Annotated in this window: 21 protein-coding genes; 1 reads left to right on the forward strand and 20 read right to left on the reverse strand. The window is 46.3% G+C overall.

Translation table 11 applies throughout. From position 1 onward, the window contains the following. Positions 1-93: 93 nt before the first annotated feature. From uvrA to T525_RS0101865, 10 genes are all read right to left on the reverse strand, one after another. Positions 94-2,925 carry an excinuclease ABC subunit UvrA gene (gene uvrA, locus T525_RS0101820; protein WP_027405776.1) on the reverse strand — a complete coding sequence of 944 codons (2,832 nt, stop codon included), beginning with the start codon at positions 2,923-2,925 and terminating at the stop codon, positions 94-96. Between the two features lie 13 nt (positions 2,926-2,938). After that, a complete protein-coding gene (locus tag T525_RS0101825; RefSeq protein WP_084276808.1) occupies positions 2,939-3,664 on the reverse strand; it encodes a histidine phosphatase family protein in 726 nt (241 codons plus the stop codon). Between the two features lie 23 nt (positions 3,665-3,687). Beyond that, complete coding sequence (uvrB, locus tag T525_RS0101830) at positions 3,688-5,712, reverse strand: excinuclease ABC subunit UvrB (RefSeq protein ID WP_027405778.1); 2,025 nt, start codon at positions 5,710-5,712, stop codon at positions 3,688-3,690. A gap of 187 nt (positions 5,713-5,899) precedes the next feature. Further along, the gene (locus T525_RS0101835) at positions 5,900-7,885 is read right to left on the reverse strand and encodes a HAMP domain-containing sensor histidine kinase (protein ID WP_027405779.1); all 1,986 of its coding nucleotides are present in this window, start codon (positions 7,883-7,885) and stop codon (positions 5,900-5,902) included. Between the two features lie 158 nt (positions 7,886-8,043). Next, on the reverse strand, positions 8,044-9,273 hold the full coding sequence (sstT, locus tag T525_RS0101840) for a serine/threonine transporter SstT (protein ID WP_027405780.1): 1,230 nt from the start codon (positions 9,271-9,273) through the stop codon (positions 8,044-8,046). Positions 9,274-9,495: 222 nt separating this feature from the next. Next, positions 9,496-11,979: a leucine--tRNA ligase gene (leuS, locus tag T525_RS0101845; protein ID WP_027405781.1), complete on the reverse strand. Its 2,484-nt coding sequence runs from the start codon at positions 11,977-11,979 to the stop codon at positions 9,496-9,498. A gap of 135 nt (positions 11,980-12,114) precedes the next feature. Continuing rightward, the gene (locus T525_RS0101850; RefSeq protein WP_027397301.1) at positions 12,115-12,438 is read right to left on the reverse strand and encodes a hypothetical protein; all 324 of its coding nucleotides are present in this window, start codon (positions 12,436-12,438) and stop codon (positions 12,115-12,117) included. Between the two features lie 24 nt (positions 12,439-12,462). Continuing rightward, positions 12,463-14,139, reverse strand: a complete 1,677-nt coding sequence (locus tag T525_RS0101855) for a glutamine--tRNA ligase/YqeY domain fusion protein (protein WP_027405782.1) — start codon at positions 14,137-14,139, stop codon at positions 12,463-12,465. 139 nt (positions 14,140-14,278) lie between these two features. Then, entirely contained in the window at positions 14,279-15,079 is an 801-nt protein-coding gene (locus T525_RS0101860; RefSeq protein ID WP_027405783.1) for an HD domain-containing protein, read from the reverse strand. Between the two features lie 141 nt (positions 15,080-15,220). Beyond that, positions 15,221-16,012: a Fic family protein gene (locus T525_RS0101865; RefSeq protein WP_027405784.1), complete on the reverse strand. Its 792-nt coding sequence runs from the start codon at positions 16,010-16,012 to the stop codon at positions 15,221-15,223. A 195-nt stretch (positions 16,013-16,207) separates the two neighbouring features. Between T525_RS0101865 and T525_RS13885 the strand changes: the two genes are divergently transcribed. Then, positions 16,208-16,768, forward strand: coding sequence for a BsuPI-related putative proteinase inhibitor (locus T525_RS13885; RefSeq protein WP_037324780.1), 561 nt, complete (start codon positions 16,208-16,210; stop codon positions 16,766-16,768). A 91-nt stretch (positions 16,769-16,859) separates the two neighbouring features. On the opposite strand, the gene T525_RS13890 is transcribed toward T525_RS13885, so the two are convergent. The 10 genes from T525_RS13890 to prmA all read right to left on the reverse strand — a co-directional run bounded on the left by T525_RS13890 (position 16,860) and on the right by prmA (position 25,804). Next, on the reverse strand, positions 16,860-17,636 hold the full coding sequence (locus T525_RS13890) for an LPP20 family lipoprotein (protein ID WP_051533329.1): 777 nt from the start codon (positions 17,634-17,636) through the stop codon (positions 16,860-16,862). Between the two features lie 67 nt (positions 17,637-17,703). Beyond that, a complete protein-coding gene (locus T525_RS0101880; protein WP_027405785.1) occupies positions 17,704-18,594 on the reverse strand; it encodes a hypothetical protein in 891 nt (296 codons plus the stop codon). Between the two features lie 40 nt (positions 18,595-18,634). After that, positions 18,635-19,759, reverse strand: coding sequence for a hypothetical protein (locus T525_RS0101885; protein ID WP_156945498.1), 1,125 nt, complete (start codon positions 19,757-19,759; stop codon positions 18,635-18,637). Positions 19,760-19,883: 124 nt separating this feature from the next. Continuing rightward, positions 19,884-21,068 (reverse strand): hypothetical protein, encoded by a 1,185-nt coding sequence (locus T525_RS0101890; protein ID WP_027405787.1) that lies wholly within the window; start codon positions 21,066-21,068, stop codon positions 19,884-19,886. 117 nt (positions 21,069-21,185) lie between these two features. After that, a complete protein-coding gene (locus T525_RS0101895; RefSeq protein ID WP_156945500.1) occupies positions 21,186-21,896 on the reverse strand; it encodes a hypothetical protein in 711 nt (236 codons plus the stop codon). A 229-nt stretch (positions 21,897-22,125) separates the two neighbouring features. Next, positions 22,126-22,308, reverse strand: coding sequence for a 30S ribosomal protein S21 (gene rpsU / locus T525_RS0101900; protein WP_027397292.1), 183 nt, complete (start codon positions 22,306-22,308; stop codon positions 22,126-22,128). Between the two features lie 125 nt (positions 22,309-22,433). Then, the gene (locus T525_RS0101905; protein ID WP_027405789.1) at positions 22,434-22,781 is read right to left on the reverse strand and encodes a histidine triad nucleotide-binding protein; all 348 of its coding nucleotides are present in this window, start codon (positions 22,779-22,781) and stop codon (positions 22,434-22,436) included. A gap of 34 nt (positions 22,782-22,815) precedes the next feature. Then, positions 22,816-24,117, reverse strand: coding sequence for a tRNA (N(6)-L-threonylcarbamoyladenosine(37)-C(2))-methylthiotransferase MtaB (gene mtaB / locus T525_RS0101910; RefSeq protein WP_027405790.1), 1,302 nt, complete (start codon positions 24,115-24,117; stop codon positions 22,816-22,818). Continuing rightward, entirely contained in the window at positions 24,117-24,866 is a 750-nt protein-coding gene (locus T525_RS0101915; RefSeq protein ID WP_027405791.1) for a 16S rRNA (uracil(1498)-N(3))-methyltransferase, read from the reverse strand. The genes mtaB and T525_RS0101915 overlap by 1 nt, the downstream gene beginning before the upstream one ends. Positions 24,867-24,868: 2 nt before the next feature. Beyond that, the gene (gene prmA, locus T525_RS0101920; RefSeq protein ID WP_027405792.1) at positions 24,869-25,804 is read right to left on the reverse strand and encodes a 50S ribosomal protein L11 methyltransferase; all 936 of its coding nucleotides are present in this window, start codon (positions 25,802-25,804) and stop codon (positions 24,869-24,871) included. Positions 25,805-25,861 lie beyond the last annotated feature (57 nt).

A 25,861-nucleotide genomic window follows, 5' to 3' on the forward strand; every position in this document is an offset into this window, starting at 1 on the left:
ATAAAAATGGCTAATGCCCATGATGAGCCTCCGGCAGTACAGCTCCGTTCTTGCAGGCGAAAAAATTCCCCCCGTCCATAAACAAAGTTGCATTTAATCTCTGTGCTTTTCCTCCAGCAGTGGCTTCAAAAACTGGCCTGTGTAGGACTTTTTGGTTTTTGCCACCTTTTCCGGGGTACCCTCCACCACAATGGTGCCGCCCTTGTCGCCCCCCTCAGGGCCAAGGTCAATTATATGGTCTGCGGATTTTATCACATCAAGATTATGCTCAATAACCACCACGGTGTCGCCCCCATCCACCAGCCGCTGAAGGATAGCCAGCAGCTTGTGAATGTCAGCGGCATGTAGGCCAGTGGTTGGCTCATCCAGAATATACATAGTCTTTCCCGTAGAACGCTTGGAAAGCTCCGTGGCCAGCTTTACACGCTGGGCCTCACCACCGGAAAGGGTGGTAGCAGCCTGTCCCAGTTTCACATAGCCCAGTCCAACGTCCTGCATTATCTGCAGCTTGTTGGCAATACGGGGCACATTCTTAAAGAACTCCACCGCCTCATCAACTATCATATCCAGCACATCAGAAATGGATTTGCCCTTGTATTTAACTTCCAGTGTTTCCGTGTTGTACCGTGCTCCCTTGCACACCTCGCAAGGCACATATACATCGGGGAGGAAGTGCATTTCAATCTTTATAATACCGTCACCACGACAGGACTCACATCGCCCACCCTTTACGTTGAAGCTGAACCGTCCTGGCTTGTATCCCCTCAGCTTGGCTTCCGTGGTCTGGCTGAACAGACTTCTGATCATATCAAATACGCCAGTGTAGGTGGCCGGATTGGAACGAGGAGTACGGCCAATAGGTGACTGGTCTATATTGATAATCTTGTCAATATTCTTAAGTCCCTTGATTTCCTTGAAACGCCCCGGCTTTCCCTTGGTGCGGTACAGCTTGGAGGCAATGCCCTTATATAGGATTTCATTAATGAGGGTACTCTTTCCGGAGCCTGAAACCCCTGTAACCACGGTAAAAGTGCCCAGTGGCAGCTTTACAGAAAGATTCTTCAGATTATTTTCCTGGGCCCCGATGATTTCCACGAAAAGCCCATTACCCTCACGGCGTTCCTTTGGCACAGGGATATACTTTTTACGGCTGAGATATTGGCCAGTTACGGACTCATCCACCGCCATGATTTCCTTGGCTGTACCCTGGGCCACCACGGTGCCACCATTTGTTCCCGCACCAGGGCCAATATCTATAATATGGTCCGCCGCAAACATGGTGTCCTCGTCATGCTCCACAATCAGGAGGGTGTTGCCCAAATCCCGAAGATTTTTCAATGCAGAAAGAAGCCGTTCATTGTCCCGCTGATGAAGGCCGATACTTGGCTCATCAAGAATATACAGCACGCCAACAAGGCCGGAGCCTATCTGGGTGGCCAGACGGATGCGCTGAGCCTCACCGCCTGATAGGGTTCCCGCCGCTCTGGAAAGTGTAAGATAATCGAGGCCCACTGTTACAAGAAATCCCAAACGGGCATGGATTTCCTTTAAAATCTGGGCCGCAATTTTCTGCTCCCGCTGGGTCAGCTCCAACTCATCAAAGAAGGTGGCGCAGTCCCGCACTGTCATCTCCGTCACCTGCTGAATATTCTTCTCCCCCACAGTTACGGACAGGGACTCCGGCTTTAAGCGGGCACCATTACATACAGGACATTTATGAATGGTCATATAATTTTCCAGATCCTCCCGCATGGCATCGGAGTCTGACTCACGATAACGGCGGTCAAGAAGAGGCATTACTCCTTCAAAGGGACCAGTGTGAATCTTGTACACACCAAACATATTCTCATAGCCAAAGCTGTATTTCTTTTCCCCGGTGCCGTAAAGGAGTTCCTCCTGAAGCTCCGGTTTCATATCCTCCCAAGGTGTCTCAAGGGTGGCCCCATAGGCCTCACAAACGGAGCCCATCTGGCACATGGTATATGATTTTGTATTATTGGTAAGGGGTGCAATAAGGCCCTCAGCCAAACTGAGGGATGTATCCGGCATTACCAGATCTATATCAAACTCGCTGTGACTGCCAAGGCCACTGCAGGCTGGGCAGGCACCAAAAGGATTATTGAAGGAAAACATGCGGGGCGCAATTTCCGGCAGACTGATACCACAGTCAACACAGGCAAAATTCTGGCTGAACATAAGCATGTCCCCGTCCACTATCTGAACGTAAGCAACACCCTCACCCAGCTTTAACGCCGCCTCCATGGACTCCGCCAGGCGCTGGCGAATTTCCTCACGGATAACAAGGCGGTCCACCACAACTTCAATTGTGTGCTTCTTATTTTTCTCCAGATTAATTTCTTCGCTGGCGTCCATAATTTCCCCGTCAATGCGGACACGTATATAGCCCTCCTTGCGGATATGTTCCAGCAGTTTTTTATGTTCACCTTTTTTTCCACGAACCACCTGAGCGATTATCAACAGCTTGGTGCGCTCCGGCAGCTCAAGCAGCTGGGCCAGCATCTGGTCAATGGACTGCTGGTTTACGGGCTTGCCACACTTTGGACAGTGAGGCCGCCCCGCCCTTGCAAAAAGGAGACGAAGATAGTCATAAATCTCCGTTACAGTTCCCACTGTTGAGCGGGGATTCCGGCTGGTGGTTTTCTGGTCTATGGATATGGCAGGGGAAAGGCCCTCAATATAATCCACATCCGGCTTGTCCATCTGGCCCAAAAACATTCGGGCATAGGAAGAAAGTGACTCCACATAACGCCGCTGTCCCTCTGCATATACCGTATCAAAGGCCAGGGAAGATTTCCCTGACCCGGAAAGCCCCGTGACCACTACCATTTTGTCCCGGGGAATATCTACATTTATATTTTTCAGATTGTGGACTCTTGCCCCCTTAATTCTGATATATTTTTCCATTTAATTACCTCTTCTAATACTTATATAACTTGCCTGTATGGGCAATGGAATTCAAAAGTACCAGCTTCCATTGACCCTTTTTATATTCTAAGACATTTATGCAGGTATTATCCTGTTTAAACTGTGAATAATGCTCCAGTCCAATTCCCAAAACACTGCACATCAATGTCATATTTCCCTTGGAATGGGCACCAATAAATATGGTCTTGCCGGGATAACGCTGTACGACATCATCCAGAGCTGCCCGATACCGCTCCTGAAGCTGCTGGAGAGTTTCTCCCCCCGGAATCTGTACATTCCAAGGCTCCTTTTTCCACATTTTTGCCAATTCCTTATATTTTTTTGCCACATCCTTTTTATACTGGCCTGTCCAGTCACCATAGCTTATCTCCGTAAGGCGAGGGTCAGTATAGCTTATTTCCATGCCCTTGGCCTTGGCGCATTTTTCCGTGGTTACATAGGCCCTTTCCAATGGACTGGAAATAAACACATCTATAGGAAGGTCCTTTATGCTTTCCGCCAGCATATCCGCCTGCTTAAGGCCCGTTTCATTTAGAGGAATATCCAAGCTTCCCTGATAAAGGTCCTTTACATTATAATCGGTCTGCCCATGACGAACCAGAATAATCCGGGTAACCTGGGCCTTGGCGTCCCCAGTTGGCATGGTCACCACAAAGCACAGCAAAAACATCAGTCCCGCAAGAAAATAGCTGATACCCGTAAATCTTTTTCTCAACATGATTAAACCTCCTATTCTCGTTCTTAATTCTTGCCCTCAAGCTCCCAAATCATATCACGGAGTTCTGCAGCCTTCTCGAATTCCAGTGCCCTGGAGGCCTGCTGCATTTCTCTGGTGAGGGTCTTAATGAGAGCTTCCTTATTCTTGGCAGAGAGCTTCTTTTTCTTCTTTCCATCATCAGTTCTATATGTGGCTGCCGTCTCGGCCACAAGAGTGGTTTCAATCAGCGCCTTAACCGGTTTGATAATTGTCTTTGGCACAATGCCATGTTCCTTATTGTAGGCCTGCTGAATTTCCCGACGGCGTTCCGTTTCATCCATAGCCCGCTTCATGGAATCGGTTATTCTGTCAGCATACATAATAACCTTTCCCTCTGCATTACGTGCAGCACGGCCAATGGTCTGAATAAGCGATGCATCGGAACGGAGGAAGCCCTCCTTGTCTGCATCAAGAATGGCCACAAGGGAAACCTCCGGCATATCCAATCCTTCACGGAGAAGATTAATGCCCACCAGCACATCAAATTCTCCGGCCCGCAAATCCCGGATTATTTCCGCCCTCTCAAAGGTGGCAATATCCGAATGGAGATACCGCACCCTGACGCCGGTTTCCTTAAGATACTCCGTGAGATTTTCTGCCATTTTTTTGGTAAGGGTGGTTACAAGCACCCGCTGGTCCTTCTTAACACGCAGCTTTATCTCTCCCAAAAGGTCATCAATCTGCCCCTCCAAAGGACGAACCTCCACCTCCGGGTCAAGGAGTCCCGTAGGACGGATAATCTGCTGAACCACCTGCTGGGCTCCTGACAGCTCATACTTGGCAGGGGTGGCGGACACGTAAACTATCTGATTAATCCTCTGTTCAAATTCCTCAAATCTCAATGGGCGATTATCAAAGGCCGATGGCAGGCGGAAGCCGTTATCCACCAAGGATTCCTTTCTTGAACGGTCCCCTGCATACATGGCCCGCAGCTGGGGCAAGGTAACGTGGGACTCGTCAATAACCATCATAAAATCCTCCGGGAAGTAGTCCAAAAGTGTATATGGTGCCTCCCCTGGAGCCCGCTGGGTCAGGTGCCGGGAATAATTTTCGATGCCCGAGCAATATCCCATCTCCTGTATCATTTCCAGATCGTAGTTGGTGCGCTGTTCAATACGCTGGGCCTCAATCAGCTTGTTATGCTCCTTGAAGAACTTTATCTGTTCCTCCAGCTCTGCCCGTATTGTGCCCATGGCAATCTCCAGATCTTCCTTGGGGGTTACATAATGTGAGGCCGGGAAAACCATGGAATGAATACGCTCACCAAAAATTTCTCCAGTCAGCACGTCAAATTCCACAATGCGCTCAATCTCATCCCCAAACATCTCAATGCGGACACCACGGTTGTTATAACCTGCCGGAAAAATCTCCACCACATCGCCCCGAACCCGGAAATGGCCACGCTCCAGTACCACATCATTGCGGTCGTACTGCATATTCACCAGCCGCCGCAAAATATCATTTCTGTCTATCTCCTGCCCCTTATGAAGGGAAAGCACCATTTCATGGTAGCTTTCAGGGGAACCAAGGCCATAAATACAGGACACGCTGGCCACAATAATAACGTCCCGCCGTTCGAAGAGGGAACAGGTGGCAGAATGGCGCAGCTCATCAATTTCGTCATTTATGGAAGCGTCCTTTTCTATATAGGTATCAGTGGAAGCAATATAAGCCTCTGGCTGATAATAATCATAGTAGGAAACAAAATACCCCACGTAATTGTCGGGGAAAAATGTCTTGAACTCGCTGGCCAGCTGGGCCGCCAAGGTCTTGTTGTGGGCAATGACAAGGGTCGGCTTCTGAACCTTTTCTATGAGCTTGGCTATGGTGAAGGTTTTTCCTGTTCCGGTGGCACCCAGCAGCACCTGGGCCTCCTGACCGTTTTCAATGCCCCCAGCCAGGTCCTCAATGGCCTGGTTCTGATCCCCCATGGGTTCAAAGGGAGCCACCACCTTAAAGGGAATCCCCTCCCCAAAATCTATATTATTCAATTTAGGGACCTCTGCCATTTCCCTACCCCCTAAAAATTTCACGCACCATAACAGAACATATTATCGTTATTATACTCCATTTTTTTAAATATCGCCACCCTGAGGAAATTGTTTTTTAAAAGAAAACTATTCTTAATAACCAAAGAGCAGGAAACAGCCCTTGCTCATTGACTGTCTCCCGCCCCATTTTTTAAACAATTCTCCTTTAAGCAATATCGAAGGACATGGTCACGGTAACGATGGTGCCCAAATCAACAGCACTGTACACAGCTATAGTTCCCCCGATCTTGTCCAGCAGCTGTTTGACCACGTAAAGCCCCAGTCCCTGTCCATTGGCCCATGGATCCACCTGACGGTTTTCCTGGGTGAAGGCATCAAACATTTTGCTCTGGAATTCCGGAGATATACCAATTCCCTCATCAGAAATTTTTACCTTGCAGTTAATCCTGCCTCCGTGGGCCTTGGCCTCAGCAGAACAATGGATTTCTGTCCCCTCTGGACTGTATTTCAGGGCATTGTGAACTATATTAAACAGTATACGCTTTACGTAGAGCATGTTCCCCACCACTTCCGAATACTTTAGGGAGCTGATATTCTCATCAGCATAGAGCTCAATATTTTTCTTCTTGGCAATAGGCCCGGCAAAGGCCTTAACATACTTGTAAATATCGTAAAGGTCAAAGGTCTCCGGTTCGGACTGATCCTTTATAGCCTTAAGTTCACTGGCCTTCTTGATATCCTGGGCCAGCTCCTCCATAAGGGCAAAATTCATGTGAAGATGATCTACATCTACTGCGTCAAGGGATTCTTTTCCTTCAACAATATGCTCCAGAATGTACATCACATCGGACATATTATCCCCCATATTATTGATAACCGCATTGTTCACATCCATTTCTTCACTGAAATTCTGAACATCCAGCTTCAGCTTATCCTCAGACTCCTGCTTCAGCTTCATTATATCGTCCACATTGCGAATGGCGATAATGGCGCTATTATTGTCAGCCATTCTGAAAAGGCGGCACTGCATATAGACTGTCTTCTGTTTCCGCACAATGCGGTAGCTATGGGTAAAGTTTTGCTCCCTGGACAAAATACTCCTTATGGAATCCAGGGAAAACAATTCACTTAATTTTGGCACATCAGAATCAAAAACATAATTCTCCAGATAATCCTCTTTTATGTCTTCAAAGCTGAAAGTCTTGTTCTCGTAAAAAAGATTCTGAACCTGGACTGAGGACTCCTGCCCCACATTAAGGACCTCTGTCTCAGCCGTATCAAGGTTCACCTTCAGTACAGTGGCATACCTCATGGTAAGGGAGGAAATAATCTCCCGCAGCTGAACCTCCTTCTCATTGTCCACCGCCAGAGTGGCCGAACCATAGGCCTTTACCGGCTTACCATCCTTATCAAATTCTGTGATATAACGCACATGGAAAGGAATCCGATCCGGGGTCAGGGGAATAACCCCCTGAATCTGGGCCTCACCCTGGGCCAGGCGCTCATGCCAGTTGCGGTACATATCCTCATAATCCCGTGGAAATATACCCATTTCAAAAACAGGGTCAGGATAATTCTCCAGCACCGGTGGCAGCCCCATATCCCTCATACATCTGGTACAAGGCCTCATTTCATGGGTAGCAATATCATATTCCCATGCGTAAATATTGGCCTGCTCCGCCGCCATGCGGAATTTTGCCTCATTATCGGATATGTCCTTGAAGGAATGCTGCATTTCCGTATCATTGTACAGCAAAGCACAGTACAGCACCTCATTGCCCTGCTTTGCAACCATGCGAAGCTGAAAAATTAAGCAACACTCCTGATAGCCGCAGCACTGGGAAAAGGAACGGAACCATATCTCTTCTGTTTCATAGGTCTTACTCCGCTCAGCACGTTTCAGAAGTCTGTTGAATTTCTGCTTTTCCTCATCATCGGAAAACTGCCACTGTCCCTCGACTCCTACCCTGTCCAAGGAAGCCTGGGGAAGAATATTTTCTTCGTATTTGTCGTTGGTCAGCTCCAGCCGCATTACATCATTTTCATAGGTGAAGTAAATCACTGCGTCCATATACTGGTTCAACAAATAACTGACCGTTTCATCACCGCCGGAAAAAATCTTGAATTCCTGAGGGTTAATAAAGGATTCTGGTCTGCTCAGCCACACGGAATTTGCACTTGAAACACTCATAAGGACCTCTCCTGTTCTGCCCAAATATATTTGTTATTTCATTTAATTCAGAATTATATTTCATTCAGAAATTATTTTTCCAATCAAAAAGGATTTTCTACCGCCAAGATAGAAAATCCTTCTTTTTTTCCAAATTAAATTTCAGACTAACTTATTTGTTAAAAATTCATATTTACTTCTTCACCGCGATCAAGGCGCTCCTTGAATTCTGCAGTTGCCGCAAAAAGGGCATCGGTGGAGGAATTAAGGGCTGTCTCACAGGAGTCCTGAATTACGCCGATGATGAAGCCAACGCCTACTGCCTGCATGGCAATATCATTGGAAATACCAAAGAGAGAGCAGGCCATTGGAATCAGAAGCAGGGAACCGCCGGCAACACCGGAAGCACCGCAGGCACCTACAGTTGCCAGAACGGAAAGAATAATAGCAGTAGGAATATCAACCTGTATGCCCAAGGTGTGGGCCACAGCCAAAGTCATAACCGTAATAGTGATGGCTGCCCCCTCCATATTGATGGTGGCGCCGAGAGGAACGGATACGGAATAGAAATCCTCCTCCAGTCCCAGTTCCTTGCACAGCTCCATATTTACAGGAATATTGGCTGCAGAGCTTCTGGTGAAGAAAGCAGTCACACCGGAGGTGCGGAGGCACTTCCAGGTCAGGGAATATGGATTCTTCTTAAGGAACATGAAAACAATCAACGGATTAACAATAAAGGTCATAAGGAACATGGTACCTACCAGAACCACCAGCAGCATACCATAGTCAACGAAGATGGACATGCCGTTTTCAGATACGGCGGAATAAACCAAACCCATAATACCGAATGGGGCCAGCTGGATAATCCAGGTTACGGCACGGGATACTACAGCAGCAAACTCTGCCACCATTTCTCTGGTGCCCTCAGAAGCCAGCTTCTTGAAGCCCATACCGAAAATTATAGCCCAACAGAGAATACCTACATAGTTAGCATTCATAAGAGCAGCCACAGGATTGGCCACCATGTTGGTGAGAATGGTCTTGATAACCTCCCCAATACCACCTGGTGGTGTGTTGGTTGCTGCATCGGTAAGAACCATACCAACCGGCATGGCAAAGCTGAAGCAAACTGCTGCCGCTGCAGCCAATAATGTACCGGCAACGTAGAGGAACATTACTGTTTTAAAACGGGCCCCAATATCGCCGGAGGCATTGGCCAGGGCACTTATTACCAGAATAAATACCAATACAGGGGCAATCCCCTTCAGCAGGCCCACAAACAGGTTACCAAAAATTGGAACCACTCCATTGTCCGGCATTGCAAGGGCCAAAATAATACCCAAAACCAGACCACATACAATACGCAGAATCAAACTGATGCTCTGCCATTTTCTGAATGCTGTTACCATAAAAAATAAACTCCTTATTTTAAAATATTAAACCTAGGTGGTACACCACCTAAGTACATATTCTACTGGTACGAGACATTTATGTCAAGAAAAATCCACTCTATGTGGACACATATACTAAAAATCTTTCCCATGTGGATATCTCCCATAAATACAATAGGCCCTGTCAAAAATACACATCTTTGACAGGGCCCATTTATCAACGTTTTCAGTTAGTGCCTATTACTTTACAACTACGTTTACAAGTTTATCAGGAACGCAAATCATCTTTACAATGTTTTTGCCCTCGGTAAGCTCCTGAACACGGCTGTTGTTCTTGGCAGCCTCCTCCATTTCCTCACGGCTGATGCCGGTGGCAATCATAATGCGGTCACGGACCTTGCCGTTTATCTGGAGAACGATTTCCACCTCAGACTTAACGGTGGCAGCCTCATCACATACAGGCCACTTCTGGGCGTGAACGCTGCTTTCCTCGCCAATAAGCTCAGACCACAGCTCCTCAGTCATATGTGGAGCAAATGGAGCCAGCATCTTAATGAGATTCAGGGAAACCTCACGGACAAGACCTGCATTTACATTATCATCGTTCTGGAACTTATAGAACTCGTTAACCAGCTCCATAATGGAACTGATGGCAGTGTTAAACATGAAGCGGTCGCGAATGTCCTCGGTAACCTTCTTGATGGTAGTATGGAGAACGCGGCGCAGCTCCTTCTCAGCATCATTGAGAGCCTTCTTGTCATATTCATCAGCTGCAGACTTAATCTTGTCCTCAAACTGGCTGATAATACGCCATACGCGGTTAAGGAAGCGGAAGGACCCCGCAACACCCTCGTCACTCCAGTCAAGATCACGCTCCACAGGAGCCGCAAACATAATGAAGAGACGGGCAGTATCTGCACCGTATTCACCGATGATTTCCTCAGGGGAAACAACATTGCCCTTGGACTTGGACATCTTGCTGCCGTCCTTCAGAACCATACCCTGGGTCAGGAGATTGCTGAATGGCTCCGCAAAGTTTACCAGGCCCTCATCACGAAGAACCTTGGTAAAAAACCGGGAATAGAGCAGATGAAGAATGGCGTGCTCAATACCGCCGATGTACTGATCAACAGGAGCCCAATAATTTGCCTTCTCGGAGTCAAAGGCCTTCTTGTCATTCTTCGGATCAGTATAACGGAGATAATACCAAGAGGAACAAATGAATGTATCCATGGTATCAGTTTCACGCTTGGCCGGCTTGCCGCACTTAGGGCAGGTGCAATTTACAAATTCCTCACACTGAGCCAGTGGGGAAACTGTGCCAGCCTCAAAGTTTACATTCTCCGGCAGCATTACAGGAAGCTGATCCTCAGGAACAAGCTGCTCCCCACAGTCTTCGCAATAAATTACTGGTATTGGGGCGCCCCAATAACGCTGACGGGAAATCAGCCAGTCACGGAGACGGTAATTTACGCGGCGCTTACCAAAGCCTTCTCTTTCGGCCTTGTCCATAATCCCCTTGCTGGCAGTCTTAATATCCTGGCCATTGAATTCCCCGGAATTGCAAAGTATACCGTCCTTATCGGTGTAGGCCTCGGTCATTTCCTCAACCTTCAGTTCAACACCCTTGGGCTGAAGGGTAACAATTACATCTAAATTGTACTTCTCGGCAAACATCCAGTCACGCTGGTCCTCAGAAGGAACACCCATAACCGCACCAGTACCATAATCTGCCAATACATAGTTGGTAACCCAAATCTCAGCCTTGTTGCCATTAAATGGGTTAATCATATATACGCCAGTGCCTACGCCCTCCTTTTCGGACTCGGAGGAAGTACGCTCAATATCAGACTGGCTCTGAACCTTCTTTACGAAGGCACGGATTTCTTCTGCCTTTTCCGGCTTTGCCTTGCAGATGGTCTCCACCATCGGGTGCTCAACAGCCAATGCCACAAAGGTGATACCATAGGCGGTATCAGGACGGGTGGTATATACGGACAGTGTCTCATTGAGCTCTGGAACCTCAAAGTTCAGCTCAAGTCCTTCACTGCGGCCAATCCAGTTGTCCTGCATGATTTTTACGCGCTCCGGCCAGCCCTTTAAGAGGTCCAGATCCTTAAGCAGTACATCCGCATAATCGGTAATCTTGAAGAACCACTGGGACAGGTCCTTCTTTACTACTTCGTTGTCACAACGCCAGCACAGGCCATCAATAACCTGCTCATTGGCCAGTACAGTACCACAAGTGTCGCACCAGTTTACATAGGCCTTTTTCTTGTATGCCAGACCACGCTTGTAGAAAAGCTGGAACAGCCACTGGGTCCACTTGTAATAATCAGGACGGCAGGTAGCCACCTCACGGTCCCAATCGTAGGACAGGCCCATTTCACGCTGCTGGCGCTTCATGTTGTCCATATTGGAATAGGTCCAATCCGCTGGCTTTACACCGTGCTTGATAGCAGCATTTTCCGCAGGCATACCAAAGGCATCAAAGCCCATTGGATGAATTACATTAAATCCCTCCATGGTCTTGTAACGGGCCAACACATCACCAATGGAATAGTTGCGCACATGACCCATGTGAAGATTTCCGGAAGGATATGGGAACATCTCCAGAGTATAATATTTTGGCTTTTTAGGGTCCATTTCAGTCTTGTAAGCATTGGACTCAAGCCATTTTTTCTGCCATTTCTTTTCAATTTTTTGTGGCATGTATTTCTCCACAGTGAAGCCCCCCATATTTTTAATTCTTTATTTTAAATCGACTTTATAACGCTATTGTTCAAATTTTTCTTTTCTCCAAGAAAAGAAAAATCTTCCAATCAGCGTTTCAACGAGGTGAGGGATATGCTCACCTCGTTATTTTTTCTTCATAGACTGTCCCTTTACCACAGGAGTGATAACGATATCCCAGTCCTCACGTTTTACCTTGAGAGTATAATTTTTGATGCCCTCGCGAAACAGCTCCATCTTTAATTCAAGGAGCTTTCTCCCCAGCTTTTCCAGGGTTTCGTCATCAAGGCCGGACATGGAAAGACTGTTCTTCCCGGTGCCGAAAATCTTTTCCCGACGCTTTTTGTCCTCGGCGGCCTCCGCCGCCATAAACTGTGCTTCCATGGTTACTTCTTCAACATAACCATCCAGCATATCCTTGTCAGATAATCCCTTTGGTATCTTTCCCATAGTCTTATCCTTTCCTATTTCTGCTTAGCCCTTCTTGGCCTTTGCCCAACTGTCCTTCAGACCTACTACCCGATTGAATACCAGCTTTTCAGGAGTGGTATCCTTGTCAACCACAAAATAACCGGTGCGCAGGAACTGGTAATGTGTTCCCGCAGCAGTGAAGCTGGCACTTGGCTCAATGAGAGCGTGCTCCACAACCTCAAGGGAATTCTTGTTTACAGCAGCCAGGAAGTCTGCCGGCACTTCGCCGTTTTCATCAGTTTCAATCAAATAATCATAAAGGCGGACCTCAGCTTCAATGGCATCCTCGGCAGACACCCAGTGAATAGTGCCCTTAACCTTGCGGTTGGCAGTGGCTCCACCAGTCTTGGACTCTGGGTCATAGGTGCAGTGGAGCTCCACCACATTCCCTGACTCATCCTTTATAACTTCCTCACATTTAATTATATAGCCGTGCTTTAACCGAACCTCACCCTCCGGCTTCAGACGGAAGAATTTCTTTGGTGCATCCTCCATGAAATCCTCCTGCTCAATGTACAGCTCACGGGAGAACGGTACATAGCGATGGGCAGAGGTATTAGGGTTGTTGTCAGCCACCATAAACTCCTTCTGGCCCTCAGGATAGTTGGTAATAACCACCTTCAATGGGTGAAGAACTGCCATTATACGGTCAGCATTCTTATTCAGATCATCACGGACGCAGTGCTCCAGCATAGCCACGTCCACCAGGCTGTTGGCCTTGGCCACACCGATTTCCTCGCAGAAGGCCCGGAGGGAATTTGGGGTATAGCCACGACGGCGCAGGCCGGAAATAGTAGGCATACGAGGGTCATCCCAGCCAGAAACATAGCCTTCCTCCACAAGCTGACGGAGCTTGCGCTTGGAGGTTACAGTATTGGTGAGATTCAGACGGGCAAACTCAATCTGGCGCGGGCGGGCACCAACCTTGAAGTCAAGTGCCTCCAGCAGCCAGTCATAGAATGGTCTGTGATCCTCAAATTCCAGGGTACATACGGAATGAGTTATTTCCTCAATGGCATCGGAAAGTGGGTGGGCAAAGTCATACATTGGGTAAATGCACCACTCATCGCCGGTACGATGATGGGAAACATGGGCAATGCGATAAATTACCGGGTCACGCATTACGATGTTTGGTGATGCCATATCAATCTTGGCCCGGAGTACCTTCTCCCCATCACCGAACTCGCCAGCCTTCATCTTCTGGAAAAGCTCCAGGTTTTCCTCAACACTGCGGTTGCGGTAAGGGCTTTCCTTCCCCGGCTCAGTAAGGGTTCCACGATAGGAACGGATTTCCTCGGCGGTAAGGTCGTCAACATAAGCCAGCCCCTTCTTGATCAGCTCCACCGCATAATCGTAGAGCTTGCCAAAATAATCAGAGGCAAAAAACATTCTGTCATCCCAGCTGAAGCCCAGCCATTTAATATCCTCCTGAATGGAATCTACATATTCCACGTCCTCCTTTACAGGATTTGTGTCATCAAAACGCAGATTACAGATACCGCCATTATTTTTTGCAAGGCCAAAGTTCAGGCAAATGGACTTGGCATGGCCAATGTGCAGATAGCCATTTGGCTCCGGCGGAAAACGGGTGTGTACGCCTTCAGGGTAATAACCGTTCTTTAAATCATCATTTATTTCATTCTGTATAAAGTTGGAACCAACAGAAGTGTTCTCAGCCATATATCAATCGCTCCTTCTTTCTTTTACCCCACAAAACGGGCTTTGATGCCCCTTGGGCCATCAGTAACTTTAAGTATACCACAAAATGAGACTATTCAGTAGGAGTTTTTGTCCCACTACTGAATTTTAAAAAACCACCTTAGTCCAACATATCCAAATCCGAGGAGTTGCATTTTTCCTCCACATATCTGTTTAGCTTGGCATAGCCTTCCTTAACCTTGTCTATCTGGGGCAGATGCTCCATAACCCGCGGAAGATAGCCCTTTTCACGAATACGGATCATGGTCCAGGCGAAATTAATATCGTAGGCCCACATGAGCCTTACCAAAATACGGTCGTTGTTGGTACGGATTTCGTTGTAATCCACCTGCTCGCCACGGACGAATTTATCTATAAAACCGGGGGCAAAGAGCATTTTTTCGTCCTCAAACTGAATCTTGGAAAAGGTCTGGATTTTCTTTCCCGTAAGATAAGGCTCCAGCACCCGGAAAATATCCAGCTTGTCAGCGTCACGGATAATTCTGGCAAAAAGCAGATGCCGCTTGGAAGGAGGTGTGGCTATATCCTTCTTGTTATGATTGCCAATGGCAAAAAGAAGAATATCCCTGTCCTCATCAGATAGTTCCTGAAAAAAAGGCAGCTCCTGAATAACCTTCAGTCCAAGGTTGGCATGGTCCTCTGACAGGGCGTCTGAAAAGGTGCGGTACAGCTTCCACTGACGGAAACGGCCCACATCATGAAAAAGGCCCACCAGCTCAGACAGCAGCACATCATGTTCATTAAGCTGCAAATGCTGTGCCAGTTCCCGTGCATAGGAGGTTACATACCCTGTATGGAGTTCCTTGGTTTTTATGCCCAGCATAACCTCCTCATCATCCTCATAGAAGGTTTTAACGTATTTGTCCATCCAAATATGGGCTCTTTTAACAATTTCTTTCATCTATATCACCGCTTAATTATTCATATTCGATTCTTCTATAATTTTACAAGTAAAAACAAAGGAGCTGTATCCACAGCCCCTTTAGTAGGTTACTTATAGAAGTATATCATAATATGAAGTATTTTGAAATCTAACACCATATCATATTTCATCACTGTTTTTATAATCCTCAATGCACTGCATAATAAATTCTGTCATTGACTCCATCATGAAATTAACAAATATGGTACTGTCCTTCTGCTCCTGGCTGGTAGATAAGGCTTCAATATATTTAGACTTATTTTCCTTACGCAGTATACTGGGGAGGAGATTATTTTCCATCTGTATCATATTCATCAGCAAACGACAGGTACGGCCATTACCATCCGCCCAAGGATGGATTGACACCAGCCTATAATGAACCTCAAAGGAAAGGGCATATATGGAAGCAGAGTCTTCATATTTCTTTTCCCGCTCCCCATTAAGCCATTCACAAAAATCTTCCAACCGCTGAGGGATTTTCTGATAGCTTAAATAAGACTTGCCACCACGACCGGCACTCACATTAACCAGTCGTAAATCCCCTTTTGAAGAATCAAAGCTGCCCAGTGCAGTATTGTACACGCTGCCAGTATTCTTCATTACCAATGAAGCTAAATGCCTCAAACACTCAACAGTAATCTCTGGCTTTTTTGGAATCAAACCATTCACATAGTCATAGGCCTGCTTTAAATCCAGATTCATCATCTGCTCAGTGACACTATGCCCCACCGGGACAATATCCTCATCAAACATAAGAGTATTTTCCGTCTCCGTCACTGTTGAGCCCTCAATGGCCGTTGAATGAGTGATAATCGAATACAAATATAGCTTTGCAAAATCTATCTGATTAGATACACCCAACGAATTGAACTCATCGAGTGCATTATTCAGCTTTTCATATATTGCGTTCATAGGAATCACCAACTTATTTCCTTAGCTTTAGTAAACCTGCATTTGCTGTAAAAAAAGTATAACATAACATGAAGCATTTTGAAATCTCACATCACATCATATTTCATTACTATTTTTATAATCCACATTGTTCTTCCCTAAGCCCATCAAATTGTGTAAAATGTTATAAAACTATATTCCATGAGGTGATGCATTATGTATAAATTTTTATTGACCCTTGTAGTGGCAATTACCATTTGTATCCCCAGCATAGCTAATGCTGGCTTTGGTACGGGAATCGGTATCACCTTCCCTGTGTCCGGCTCCGGATCCAGTGTTCCAAACACTAATTGTAATTACGCCGCTATCCAATTTGATAATATTATTCAGGAGCTTACCGTTGAAAAACGTAACGGAACACTTTTTATGGAGCTCAAGGTTACCAACAGTGGTGATTTGCCTTACAATATGAGCCATAGGGACGGACAACTTTATGATTTTATTATTACTGATAAAAACGGTGAAAAATTATGGCAATGGTCCGATAACATGGTCTTTACCCAGGCACTGACTTCATCTTCCATTGACGCCCATAGCTTTGAAGTTTATAAAGCAGAAATGGACAGTAAAATATTTCACAAAATAAAGGACAGTGCTATTCTTGTTACTGCCTATATTGCAGACACCCCTTATAAGCTGTCAACAAAGGTTCCCACCTGGACTGCTGCCAACGGAACGCCTATTTTTATTCATGGCGGTATAATCCTTGGAAATTGACTTGCTAACAATCACATATTAATGGTGAAAAACAAACTGGAGGTTCTTAACGCTAGAGCCTCCAGTTCCATTTGTCGCAAATTTTATTCTATTATTTCACAAATACCACGTTGCCCTGACCAAGGAAGCCGGTAATCTGGTTTTCGCTGAGTATTTTAGCTGCATCAGCGGAGGATACCACTGGATTTACGAACCCCTGAACAGACTGGGCTCTTACGATAAGCGGGTTGGAACCTGCGCGGGATACACCACTGTGAATGCTTCTGGAATAGCCCACATAGCCCTTGTTTACTATCTGGTCATAGCTGTAGTTGGCTTTGCCGTATACCAGCTGATTATCAGCAGTGAATACTCCTGGTGCCATGGCAGTTTCAAGGCCAAGACCGGTGCAGTCAACGATAAGACCGGTGTATGGGCCGGTGCTTACAGGAATCTCTGGTACAAAAGTGGTGGCTGCCGGAAGAGGAGCCGGAGTGGTGGCAGTTGCGGGCATTACAGCCGCTGCCAGGGACTGGGCACCATGAACAGGGAGTTCAATAACTACGTGATAGCCATCGGCATCCATAAACCTCTGTACTACCTTAGCACCCTTTATCATGCCGTTAATACGGGTTTTGATTACATCGCTGGCCAGAACGCTGTCCCGAACGGTGGTCTCAGAATCAATATATACCCCCTGAGCCTCCTCCAGTGCATTGCGCATAGCATCCATCTTAGCGGCTCTGTAACCTGCCGCCGCATTAGGATTTTGCAGGGCACCCACCCCCTCAACCTTGATTACACCGTCTGTGATGTCAGTTGCCGCAAAGGCGGTACAACCCATGAGCATCATTGCCAAAGCAACAATTACAGAAAATACCTTTTTCATAAAAATTCCTCCCAAATTATTTTTTAAAATTTATGTGTAACATTTTATGACCACTTATTAAAACTGCTTATTTATGTGTACGCCAATACTTCAGTGTTCCATTGGCAATCTCCTCTGCCGCATCCAGTCCTGCCTTTTCTACAGCCAGTCTTTCTGCCTCCTGAGGAGTATTGGCAAGAATTTCATAGGTTTCATAAAATCCATTCAAAACCGTTTTTCTCATGCAGTCATAGGCCTGAACCTTCACTGATGACTTTGCAATATAGCCCGTTCCTGCCGGAGCGGCTTCCAGCTTGTCAATGCTGGCCTCACCAATAATAGCGAAGTTTGCCATTATTGAGTTATTCTCTATCAGTGTTCTGACGGAACCAAGATATTTGCCATAGGATTCAGCACCGGACAAAGACCTCACAATACTTATATCGTCATCTTCCACCTCTGTCTGAAATCCCGAATTGCTAAATCTGTGGTTAAAGGCTTCATGGAGGCTGTCACTAAATCCCTGATTATCTGAGGTATTCACCGCTCTCATTAATATGCTGGCGGTCATTGCATCATTTTTTATTTGTTTGTTGCCCACATATTCCTGAAAATCCTTGTTGAGCTTAGAATGATTTACTGTAACCTCAGCTATTACCATCATTTTGGCATTGCTGGTATCCCTGCTCAGCACCTTGCAGTCACTGACATAATCCCCATAGCGGTCAATCATCTGTGAAAATATACTGGTGGGATCCCCTTCCGCCCTTGTTTCATGGGAAAGGACCTTGAATACCGCCCGTTTTTTGGCATCCTCCACAGCCTTATTAACCATGCCCGCCGGGGCGCTGCCGCTAATTTTCACCACATCAAGGGGTGATGCTTCCGTTTCTCCATGGCTCACTATGCCACAAAGCAAGGATACCAGCAGGAAAATAAATACTATTTGCCATTTCATTCTTATGTAGCGTCTGTTCATGGTGCCCATCCTCCTTCCACGGCAGTCATGATACATTAGACTAATACTGGACCTGAAGAATAATCTTTGTGGTGCTTTCCAAAGGAACGAGGGATATACCATTATTTGCTGCTGCCATTACTATTTCCTGTGACAGTTCATAAAGGCTTTCCCAGCCCTGTGCTATCAGCTTCACCTTATAAGCACCATTTGCAGAAAACCCGGCCCTGGTAATTCGGCACTTTGCTCCCTCCAACAGGCTGTTAAAAAAAGCACTTTGATTTGCCCTGTCCCATAGTCCGTGAATTTCCACTGTTGTATTAAGATTATTTACGCCGCCCCTGTTTTCAAACTGCATTGTTTTCAGCGCCGCTCTGGCCAAATACTCAGTAGCTGTAGCCGCCGCTTCCCGCCTGGCTGCAAAGAGGGCTTCATCTGCAGTTTTTCCAAGTCCCACAAACTGTTCCATATAACTATTGGCGTATCCATTTTGAATTCCCACAAAGGAGAAGCTGGCTTCCACAACCCCTTTGTAATAACCGCTGCTGTCACGGGTTACATTCACATCTCTCATGGAGCCTGCCAATACGGAGTTTGCTTCATTGTCCCCATCATTTCTGGCAAGTCTTCTAAGATCTGAAGGATAGGGGTTAATACTGTGGGATAATAACTGGGCTACCCCCTCATTTTCCACCAGCTGTATCCCCATTTCGCTGAGGTACTGGCCCACAATATTTACAGCTCTTTCATCCCTTCTCACACTGCCATCTATGCTGTAATCCACCACAGCCACATTTGCCACCCTTGGCTCCAGTGCAGCTGCCATGGCCTTGGCCACATCATCCTTGTATTTTGTTTCAATGTTGGTGTCATCAGCATCCAGGTCCGCCCTTACTATATACACATCTCCTTCAATGCCCTCCGACACTATCTCATTTATCCTTACATATCCGGTGGAACGGGCTACTATTCTGTCTACCACCAATACCCCCATATCCACCTCACTGTTGCTGCGGATATATATTCCCACCTTGGATTCCAGAAGGGTTCTCATAGCATCCCGAAGTGCCAGTTCCCTGGATTTCTGGGTATCACCGTTATATATGGCTACTCCCTCCACAATTTCTGCGGAGCATATTGGCTGATCAATGAAACCACCACCAAGCAGGAATAATCCAAACGCCATTATAGGAATCATCCATTTTTTCCTTATGCATCTAATCATATTCCCATCATCCTTTTCCTGCCCTCTGGCTTTTTTTGCTACTGGATTTTTTGTCCACTGTTTTTCCTTAGAACTGTGGTAAATGCTATTTATTTTGTCCACCCAGCTCCTGGGCCAGTCCCAGAAGCAATGCGGCATAAATCTGGTTATCATCGGAATCGCTGCTGGTTCCCGGCGGCAGCTTCACTGTTCTTTCATGTAGCCGGCTCAGCTCCCTTTTTTCCTTGCCCTCCACCGGGCTCTTGGTGAGCCACACCTTGTGCAAAGTTGTGTACACGTTATATCCTGAGTCCACCACCTCACTGGCCAGACCGGATATATCCAGCCGAATGGGGTGCCCCGGATTACTCATATTCACGTCCACCTTGCCGTTGGCGCTGTCAAGACTTAGCTTATAGGCTCCGTTTATCATGCTGCCCACCAGCTCCTGACCTCCCACTGCAGGGGGATACATTACCCGCTTTGTCTTTTTCTGATAGGCTGATGTGAAAAAGTAGCCCACCAAAAATTTCAGATCCTCAGCTTCTTTTCCCGTAAATAGTTCCCGGGCCCTCTCAGATGATATATCAACATCAGTTACCTGGTAGGTGTCCATACCCAGCTTCGCCCTGTCATCCCTTAGGTTGCTCGTAATATTTGAAAAGCTGATATTCGCCTTCATCATCTGACGCACCAGGGAAATAAACTTACCTTTTTTCTCACCGTCACTTATGGGATCACTGTGAATGTTCTGCCATCTGTCGGTGCTTTGATTGTATCTGGAAAGTCCTATTGTTTCGGCCTCCACCAAAGGCACAATCCCCAAAAGTCTTAGGCTTACGGGATTCCCCGCTTCTGTTACCTTCCCTATATCCAAATTTTCCTCCGGCATACAGAACAGCAGTGATATTCCCGCTATAACCGTTGAAGTATAGGCGTTTTCCAAAGAATTATTGTTGACCGTATCTATTGATGTGCTCACCATTATGGTGGGGTAAAGAAAGATCTGGTCACTGTCTGTAATATGCTCATTGGTGCTATGATAGTGATCGGCTGTTGCAACCACTACTTCATAGGGTAAATCCCCTGCATCGGCCATCTGCTTCAGCCTTTCACCAATTATACGCTCCACCTGACGGCGGGTATCCTCATCAATATATATCTTATTGATAGAATTTTCGTATGTAAGGGCCGGCTGAATGGTAACCACCGGTTTTCCCGCTGATGCATTCTTAAACGGGAATGCTGCTGCCACAGCCAATATCAATATGAAAAACAGCACCCACCTCATATTCCATCCCCCATTAGTTAGCAACATCAACTTCTTTGTAATAAATATAGCCCCTTTGCCCTATAGGGCAATTAGAGGCTAATTAGAAAAAAATTAAAAACTTCTCTTTATTGTTTTTTATCCCTTACGCAGGCGGTCGGCGGCTTCCTTTATTTTTCTCCTGTCCACATCCACCTTGTTCATAGCCTTCAGTGAATTCTCAAAGTTCTGATAATTTACTCCCGCATTGCTATCCACACTGTCCTTCCATTCATTTAACAGCATGGCACTTCCAATGAGCATGGCAATATTTCTGGTCTGGTCCCCACCGCAAAGGAGGGCCTGGGCTGCCAGGAAGGTTCCCTCGTCCCGTCCACGGGCAAAGCATTCATCCTTCAGCATAACCAGCTTTTTGGCCTCTGCCAAACGGACATCTTCGGCAGGTATCATATTGAAGAACCTGTTTGCATCTATCTCCGGCATTTTTACCGTCATTCCGGAATTCCCCTTCTGCATTACCATATTCACTGAGGAATCATAGCCGGCTGTGGAAGCATTGATTCCGTTGACATTTACCAGCTCCGCCTCCACACCGTAATCATTAAGCAGTTCATGGGAAATGGCAGCTGCCCTGCTGCTCAGTTCAAAACCCGCCATATAGTAAGAAATCATCTTCTTGTAGGAATTTTGAATCTCCTTCTGCGATGGGGCAAAGAGGCTGAATATATTAAATGCCTCTGCCCTGTTGTTCAGTCCCATATTGGCGGTAAAATCATTCTGTACTATCTGCCCCAAGCCCAGATTCAACCCTAAAGCCAGAGCAATAGTCACTGCCAGCTTCTTTTTCATATCCATCATCCTTTTCATATTTTTTTGCTCAGTAGCTTTTCTTACAAAAAGGATAACACGACAATTTTCCCATATCAATACAAAAACCCTTATTTAACAGAAGTTTAATAAGGGTCTTGATTTTATAATTTAGTTTTTAAGTGTTTATAATTTAAATTTAATAAAGGCTATAATCTCTCTGGAAATACAGAAAGATTATAGCCTTTAAATTTCATTATTAAGCTTTTAATTAAGCTCTGAACTTGCGCTTACGAGCTGCCTCAGACTTCTTCTTACGGCGAACACTTGGCTTCTCATAATGCTCACGCTTTCTAACCTCAGCGATGGTACCAGCTTTCTGGCTCATGCGCTTAAAGCGGCGGAGTGCGCTGTCAATGCTCTCGTTCTTACCAACTTTAATTTCGTTTGCCATCTATTTTTCCCCCCCTCCAATTGACTTGGGAGTGTATTTCATAACTACACCCGATTATTATACACAAAGATTTTAGCCATGTCAATATTTCATGGGAATTAATCCCCATGGCCCAATTGTGTATATCAACCCGGAGGCCACTGCATGGAACGTCCGCCTAACAGGTGAAAATGCAAGTGGTTGACGGTCTGACCGCCTTCTGCGCCAGTGTTGGCAACCACACGGAAGCCACTTTCTGAGATCCCCTGTTCCTTTGCAATTTCAGGAATAACCTCACAGATAATGTGGCCTGCCAGTTCCTTGTCCTCAGCCTTTAATGCTGCAATACTGGCAACATGCTTTTTAGGGATAACAAGCACATGTACTGGTGCCTGAGGATCCAAATCCTTGAAAGCAATGACCTGGTCATCCTCGTATACAACAGTGGAAGGAATTTCCTTATTTGCAATTTTACAAAAAATACAATCTGCCATTTCGGTACACCTCCCTTTACATAATGCTTAAATGTTACTCACACTTGTATATTGTACCATATACACCGTCTTTATACAATTTTTCAAGGCGCACTTTATATAGTTCCCCGGTCTCAACTTCATCATCAGTGTAAACACGAATGTAGGTATCAGTAAGACCATCCGTAATACCGTCATTATTGGTCTCAAAAAGGACCTCCTGAACAGTACCCAAATACTGGCTATGGAAGTCGTTGGCCATCTCCTGGGCCAGGGACTGAAGTCTGTGTACCCGCTCCTTTTTCACTGGCTCCGGCACCTGATCTGTCATCTTGGCTGCAGGAGTACCAGTCCTCGGGGAATATGGGAATACATGCATTCTGGCAAAGCCAAGGGTCTTGATATACTCAAGGCTATCAGCAAACATTTCCTCAGTTTCCCCCGGGAACCCCACAATAACATCGGTGGATATTGCCACACCAGGAACACTTTCCTTTACATTCTTAATCAGTGCAGTGAACTCATCCCTATTATAGTGACGGTTCATCTTTTTCAACACTTCATCGGAACCCGCCTGTAATGGCAGATGCAGGTGATGACTAAATTTAGGATGAGTCTTAATAAGCTCCAAAAGCTCATGAGAAAGCTCAATGGATTCCAGAGAGCTAAGGCGCAATCTTCTCAGTCCCGGCAAATCCAGAATGGTCTTAGCCGCATCATAAAGGGATGTGCCATCCTTAAAATCCTTGCCATAGGCCCCAAGGTGAATACCAGTCAGCACGATTTCCTTAAAGCCGTGGTCCAGCAGCTTTTTGGCTTCACTGCGAATGCTTTCCAGCTTGCGGGAACGAAGAGGGCCTCTGGTATAAGGGATAATACAATAGCTGCAGAAATTGGTACATCCCTCCTGAATCTTAAGGAAAGCTCTGGTTCTGGTTGGCATTTCATAAAGGGGAATATCCTCAAACTCCCGCACCTTCATAATATCATCAACCCTGTCGATGATACCGTCCTCTTCCATAGCCTGTTCCACATAATTAACGATATTGGCCCGATCACTGGTGCCAAGAACAACACGGACCCCCTCAATGGCCTTTACTTCCTCAGGAGCCGCCTGGGAATAGCAACCCGTAACGGCGATAACAGCCTTTGGATTAAGGCGCTGCACCCGACGGATAAGCTGACGGGACTTCTTATCACCGAAGCTGGTAACAGAGCAGGTGTTAATTACGTACACATCGGCTGCATCGGTATTGGGAACAATATCATAGCCGGACTGTTTAAACAGCCCTTCCATGGATTCCGTCTCAAACTGGTTAACCTTGCAGCCCAGCGTTATAAACGCCACTGTTGACATTAATTTCTACCTCCCAAGTCGCCTTTTTCATATTGAATAATAGTCATGGCGGAAATAGCCGCTGTTTCTGCCCGAAGGATTCTGTTGCCCAGACTTACGGAAGGTATCCCAAGCTTTTTGGCATACTCTGCCTCATCAAGGGAAAATCCACCCTCAGGACCAATAACCACCGCAAAGCGCTTTTGGCTGCACTTTGCCAAAAACTCCTTTATACCGGTCTGTTCCTCATTTTCGTAGCACATACAAAGAGCCACATCATCTTTATGAGGCGCCATTTCCTCCAGCCACCTCTTCAATGGCTGTATTTCCTCCACCTCTGGAAGACGGCTTCTGCCACATTGTTTCCCAGCCTCGTTGGCTATTTTCTGCCACTTATCCTGCTTGGCCTTGCCCTTCTTGGCATCATAGCGCACAACACAGTTATCGCTGGTCAGGGGCACAATGGAGTTTATGCCAAGCTCCGTGGCCTTTTGGGTTATAAGCTCCAGCTTATCTCCCTTTGGCAGACACTGGGCCAAAGTTATCTCCACACTGGATTCGGTATTTTCATCAATGTATTCCACCAGCTTCATCTCCACGCTATCCTCTGTAAAGCCGGTCATAACGTATTCCCCAACCCTGCCTTCATCATCAGCCACCACAATGTGGTCCCCCTCTTTTGAACGCATTACACGGGAAAGATGATGAGCATCAGGGCCGGTTATTGTAATATTCTCTTTTAATAAGTCAGATATAAAAATTCTTCTCATTATTAAGCCCGCTTCTTAAAGGTTATGCACGCCCAGCCCTTGTTTTCCATACGCTTAACCACACCGTAGCCATGAGCTGCAGCTGCATTAATTACATCGTCAATGCGATCCTCAATAATACCACTGGTTAGAAGAGTGCCATCCTCTTCAAGATGCTCATCCAGCTGGTCAAAGAGGCGAATGATAATATCGGCCACAATATTGGCAATAACCAGATTTGCCTTGCCGTGAATATTCTGCATCAGATCACTTTGGGCAACGGAAATCACATTCTCCACATGATTCTCCTCCAGATTCTCCTGTACGATCTTCAATACAGAATCATCGTAATCCACTGCCTGTATATCCTTTGCCCCCAGCTTGGCGGCGATAATTGATAATATTCCGGAGCCCGTACCCACATCAAACACCTTCATGCCAGGCTTTACCAGCTTTTCCAGTTCGCAGATGCACATGGAGGTGGTAGCATGGGTACCGGTGCCAAAGGCTGCACCCGGATCCAGCTCCACTACAATTTCGTTTTCTTTGGGCTCATAGTTTTCCCAACTAGGTTTAATTACAATGCAGTCTCCCGGCTTTTCAGTATGGAAATATTGCTTCCATGTATCAGACCAGTCCTCATCTGCCAGCTCGCTGGTGGAAATAATCCCCGGGGCAATGCTGACGCCACGTTCTTCAAGGGCCTTGACCTCCTGTCTGAAGGTCTGGAGCTTTCCCTCCAGTTCACCATCCACAGCCAAATATGCCTTTTCAGTAACCACCTCAGTTTCTGTGGCAATAGGAATATCTGTATAATCCCACTTGCCGGAGGTGATATAGTCATTCACCAATTCCGGATCCTCAATAACCACCCCTGTGGCTCCCAAATCATTGAAAATCTCTGCAATAAGCTCCGTAGCCTCATGGGTTGTCTGAATGCTTACTTCACACCATTTCATAATTACAGCTCCTTATTTTTTCTCCTATACATGACGAATACCCCAGACGCAAAATAC

It is taken from the genome of Anaerovibrio sp. RM50 (genome assembly GCF_000622005.1).
Taxonomy (GTDB): domain Bacteria; phylum Bacillota; class Negativicutes; order Selenomonadales; family Selenomonadaceae; genus Anaerovibrio.

What these genes read in the sequence shown, in the direction of transcription:
- T525_RS0101880 (WP_027405785.1), bottom strand. Translation starts at nt 18,594, where the DNA reads ATGAACAGACGCTACATAAGAATGAAATGGCAAATAGTATTTATTTTC.
- T525_RS13885 (WP_037324780.1), top strand. Translation starts at nt 16,208, where the DNA reads ATGTATAAATTTTTATTGACCCTTGTAGTGGCAATTACCATTTGTATC.
- T525_RS0101850 (WP_027397301.1), bottom strand. Translation starts at nt 12,438, where the DNA reads ATGGGAAAGATACCAAAGGGATTATCTGACAAGGATATGCTGGATGGT.
- T525_RS0101860 (WP_027405783.1), bottom strand. Translation starts at nt 15,079, where the DNA reads ATGAAAGAAATTGTTAAAAGAGCCCATATTTGGATGGACAAATACGTT.
- mtaB (WP_027405790.1), bottom strand. Translation starts at nt 24,117, where the DNA reads ATGTCAACAGTGGCGTTTATAACGCTGGGCTGCAAGGTTAACCAGTTT.
- prmA (WP_027405792.1), bottom strand. Translation starts at nt 25,804, where the DNA reads ATGAAATGGTGTGAAGTAAGCATTCAGACAACCCATGAGGCTACGGAG.
- T525_RS13890 (WP_051533329.1), bottom strand. Translation starts at nt 17,636, where the DNA reads ATGAAAAAGGTATTTTCTGTAATTGTTGCTTTGGCAATGATGCTCATG.
- rpsU (WP_027397292.1), bottom strand. Translation starts at nt 22,308, where the DNA reads ATGGCAAACGAAATTAAAGTTGGTAAGAACGAGAGCATTGACAGCGCA.
- T525_RS0101905 (WP_027405789.1), bottom strand. Translation starts at nt 22,781, where the DNA reads ATGGCAGATTGTATTTTTTGTAAAATTGCAAATAAGGAAATTCCTTCC.
- uvrB (WP_027405778.1), bottom strand. Translation starts at nt 5,712, where the DNA reads ATGGCAGAGGTCCCTAAATTGAATAATATAGATTTTGGGGAGGGGATT.
- T525_RS0101915 (WP_027405791.1), bottom strand. Translation starts at nt 24,866, where the DNA reads ATGAGAAGAATTTTTATATCTGACTTATTAAAAGAGAATATTACAATA.
- uvrA (WP_027405776.1), bottom strand. Translation starts at nt 2,925, where the DNA reads ATGGAAAAATATATCAGAATTAAGGGGGCAAGAGTCCACAATCTGAAA.
- T525_RS0101890 (WP_027405787.1), bottom strand. Translation starts at nt 21,068, where the DNA reads ATGAGGTGGGTGCTGTTTTTCATATTGATATTGGCTGTGGCAGCAGCA.
- sstT (WP_027405780.1), bottom strand. Translation starts at nt 9,273, where the DNA reads ATGGTAACAGCATTCAGAAAATGGCAGAGCATCAGTTTGATTCTGCGT.
- T525_RS0101855 (WP_027405782.1), bottom strand. Translation starts at nt 14,139, where the DNA reads ATGGCTGAGAACACTTCTGTTGGTTCCAACTTTATACAGAATGAAATA.
- T525_RS0101865 (WP_027405784.1), bottom strand. Translation starts at nt 16,012, where the DNA reads ATGAACGCAATATATGAAAAGCTGAATAATGCACTCGATGAGTTCAAT.
- T525_RS0101885 (WP_156945498.1), bottom strand. Translation starts at nt 19,759, where the DNA reads ATGGCGTTTGGATTATTCCTGCTTGGTGGTGGTTTCATTGATCAGCCA.
- T525_RS0101835 (WP_027405779.1), bottom strand. Translation starts at nt 7,885, where the DNA reads ATGAGTGTTTCAAGTGCAAATTCCGTGTGGCTGAGCAGACCAGAATCC.
- T525_RS0101825 (WP_084276808.1), bottom strand. Translation starts at nt 3,664, where the DNA reads ATGTTGAGAAAAAGATTTACGGGTATCAGCTATTTTCTTGCGGGACTG.
- T525_RS0101895 (WP_156945500.1), bottom strand. Translation starts at nt 21,896, where the DNA reads ATGAAAAAGAAGCTGGCAGTGACTATTGCTCTGGCTTTAGGGTTGAAT.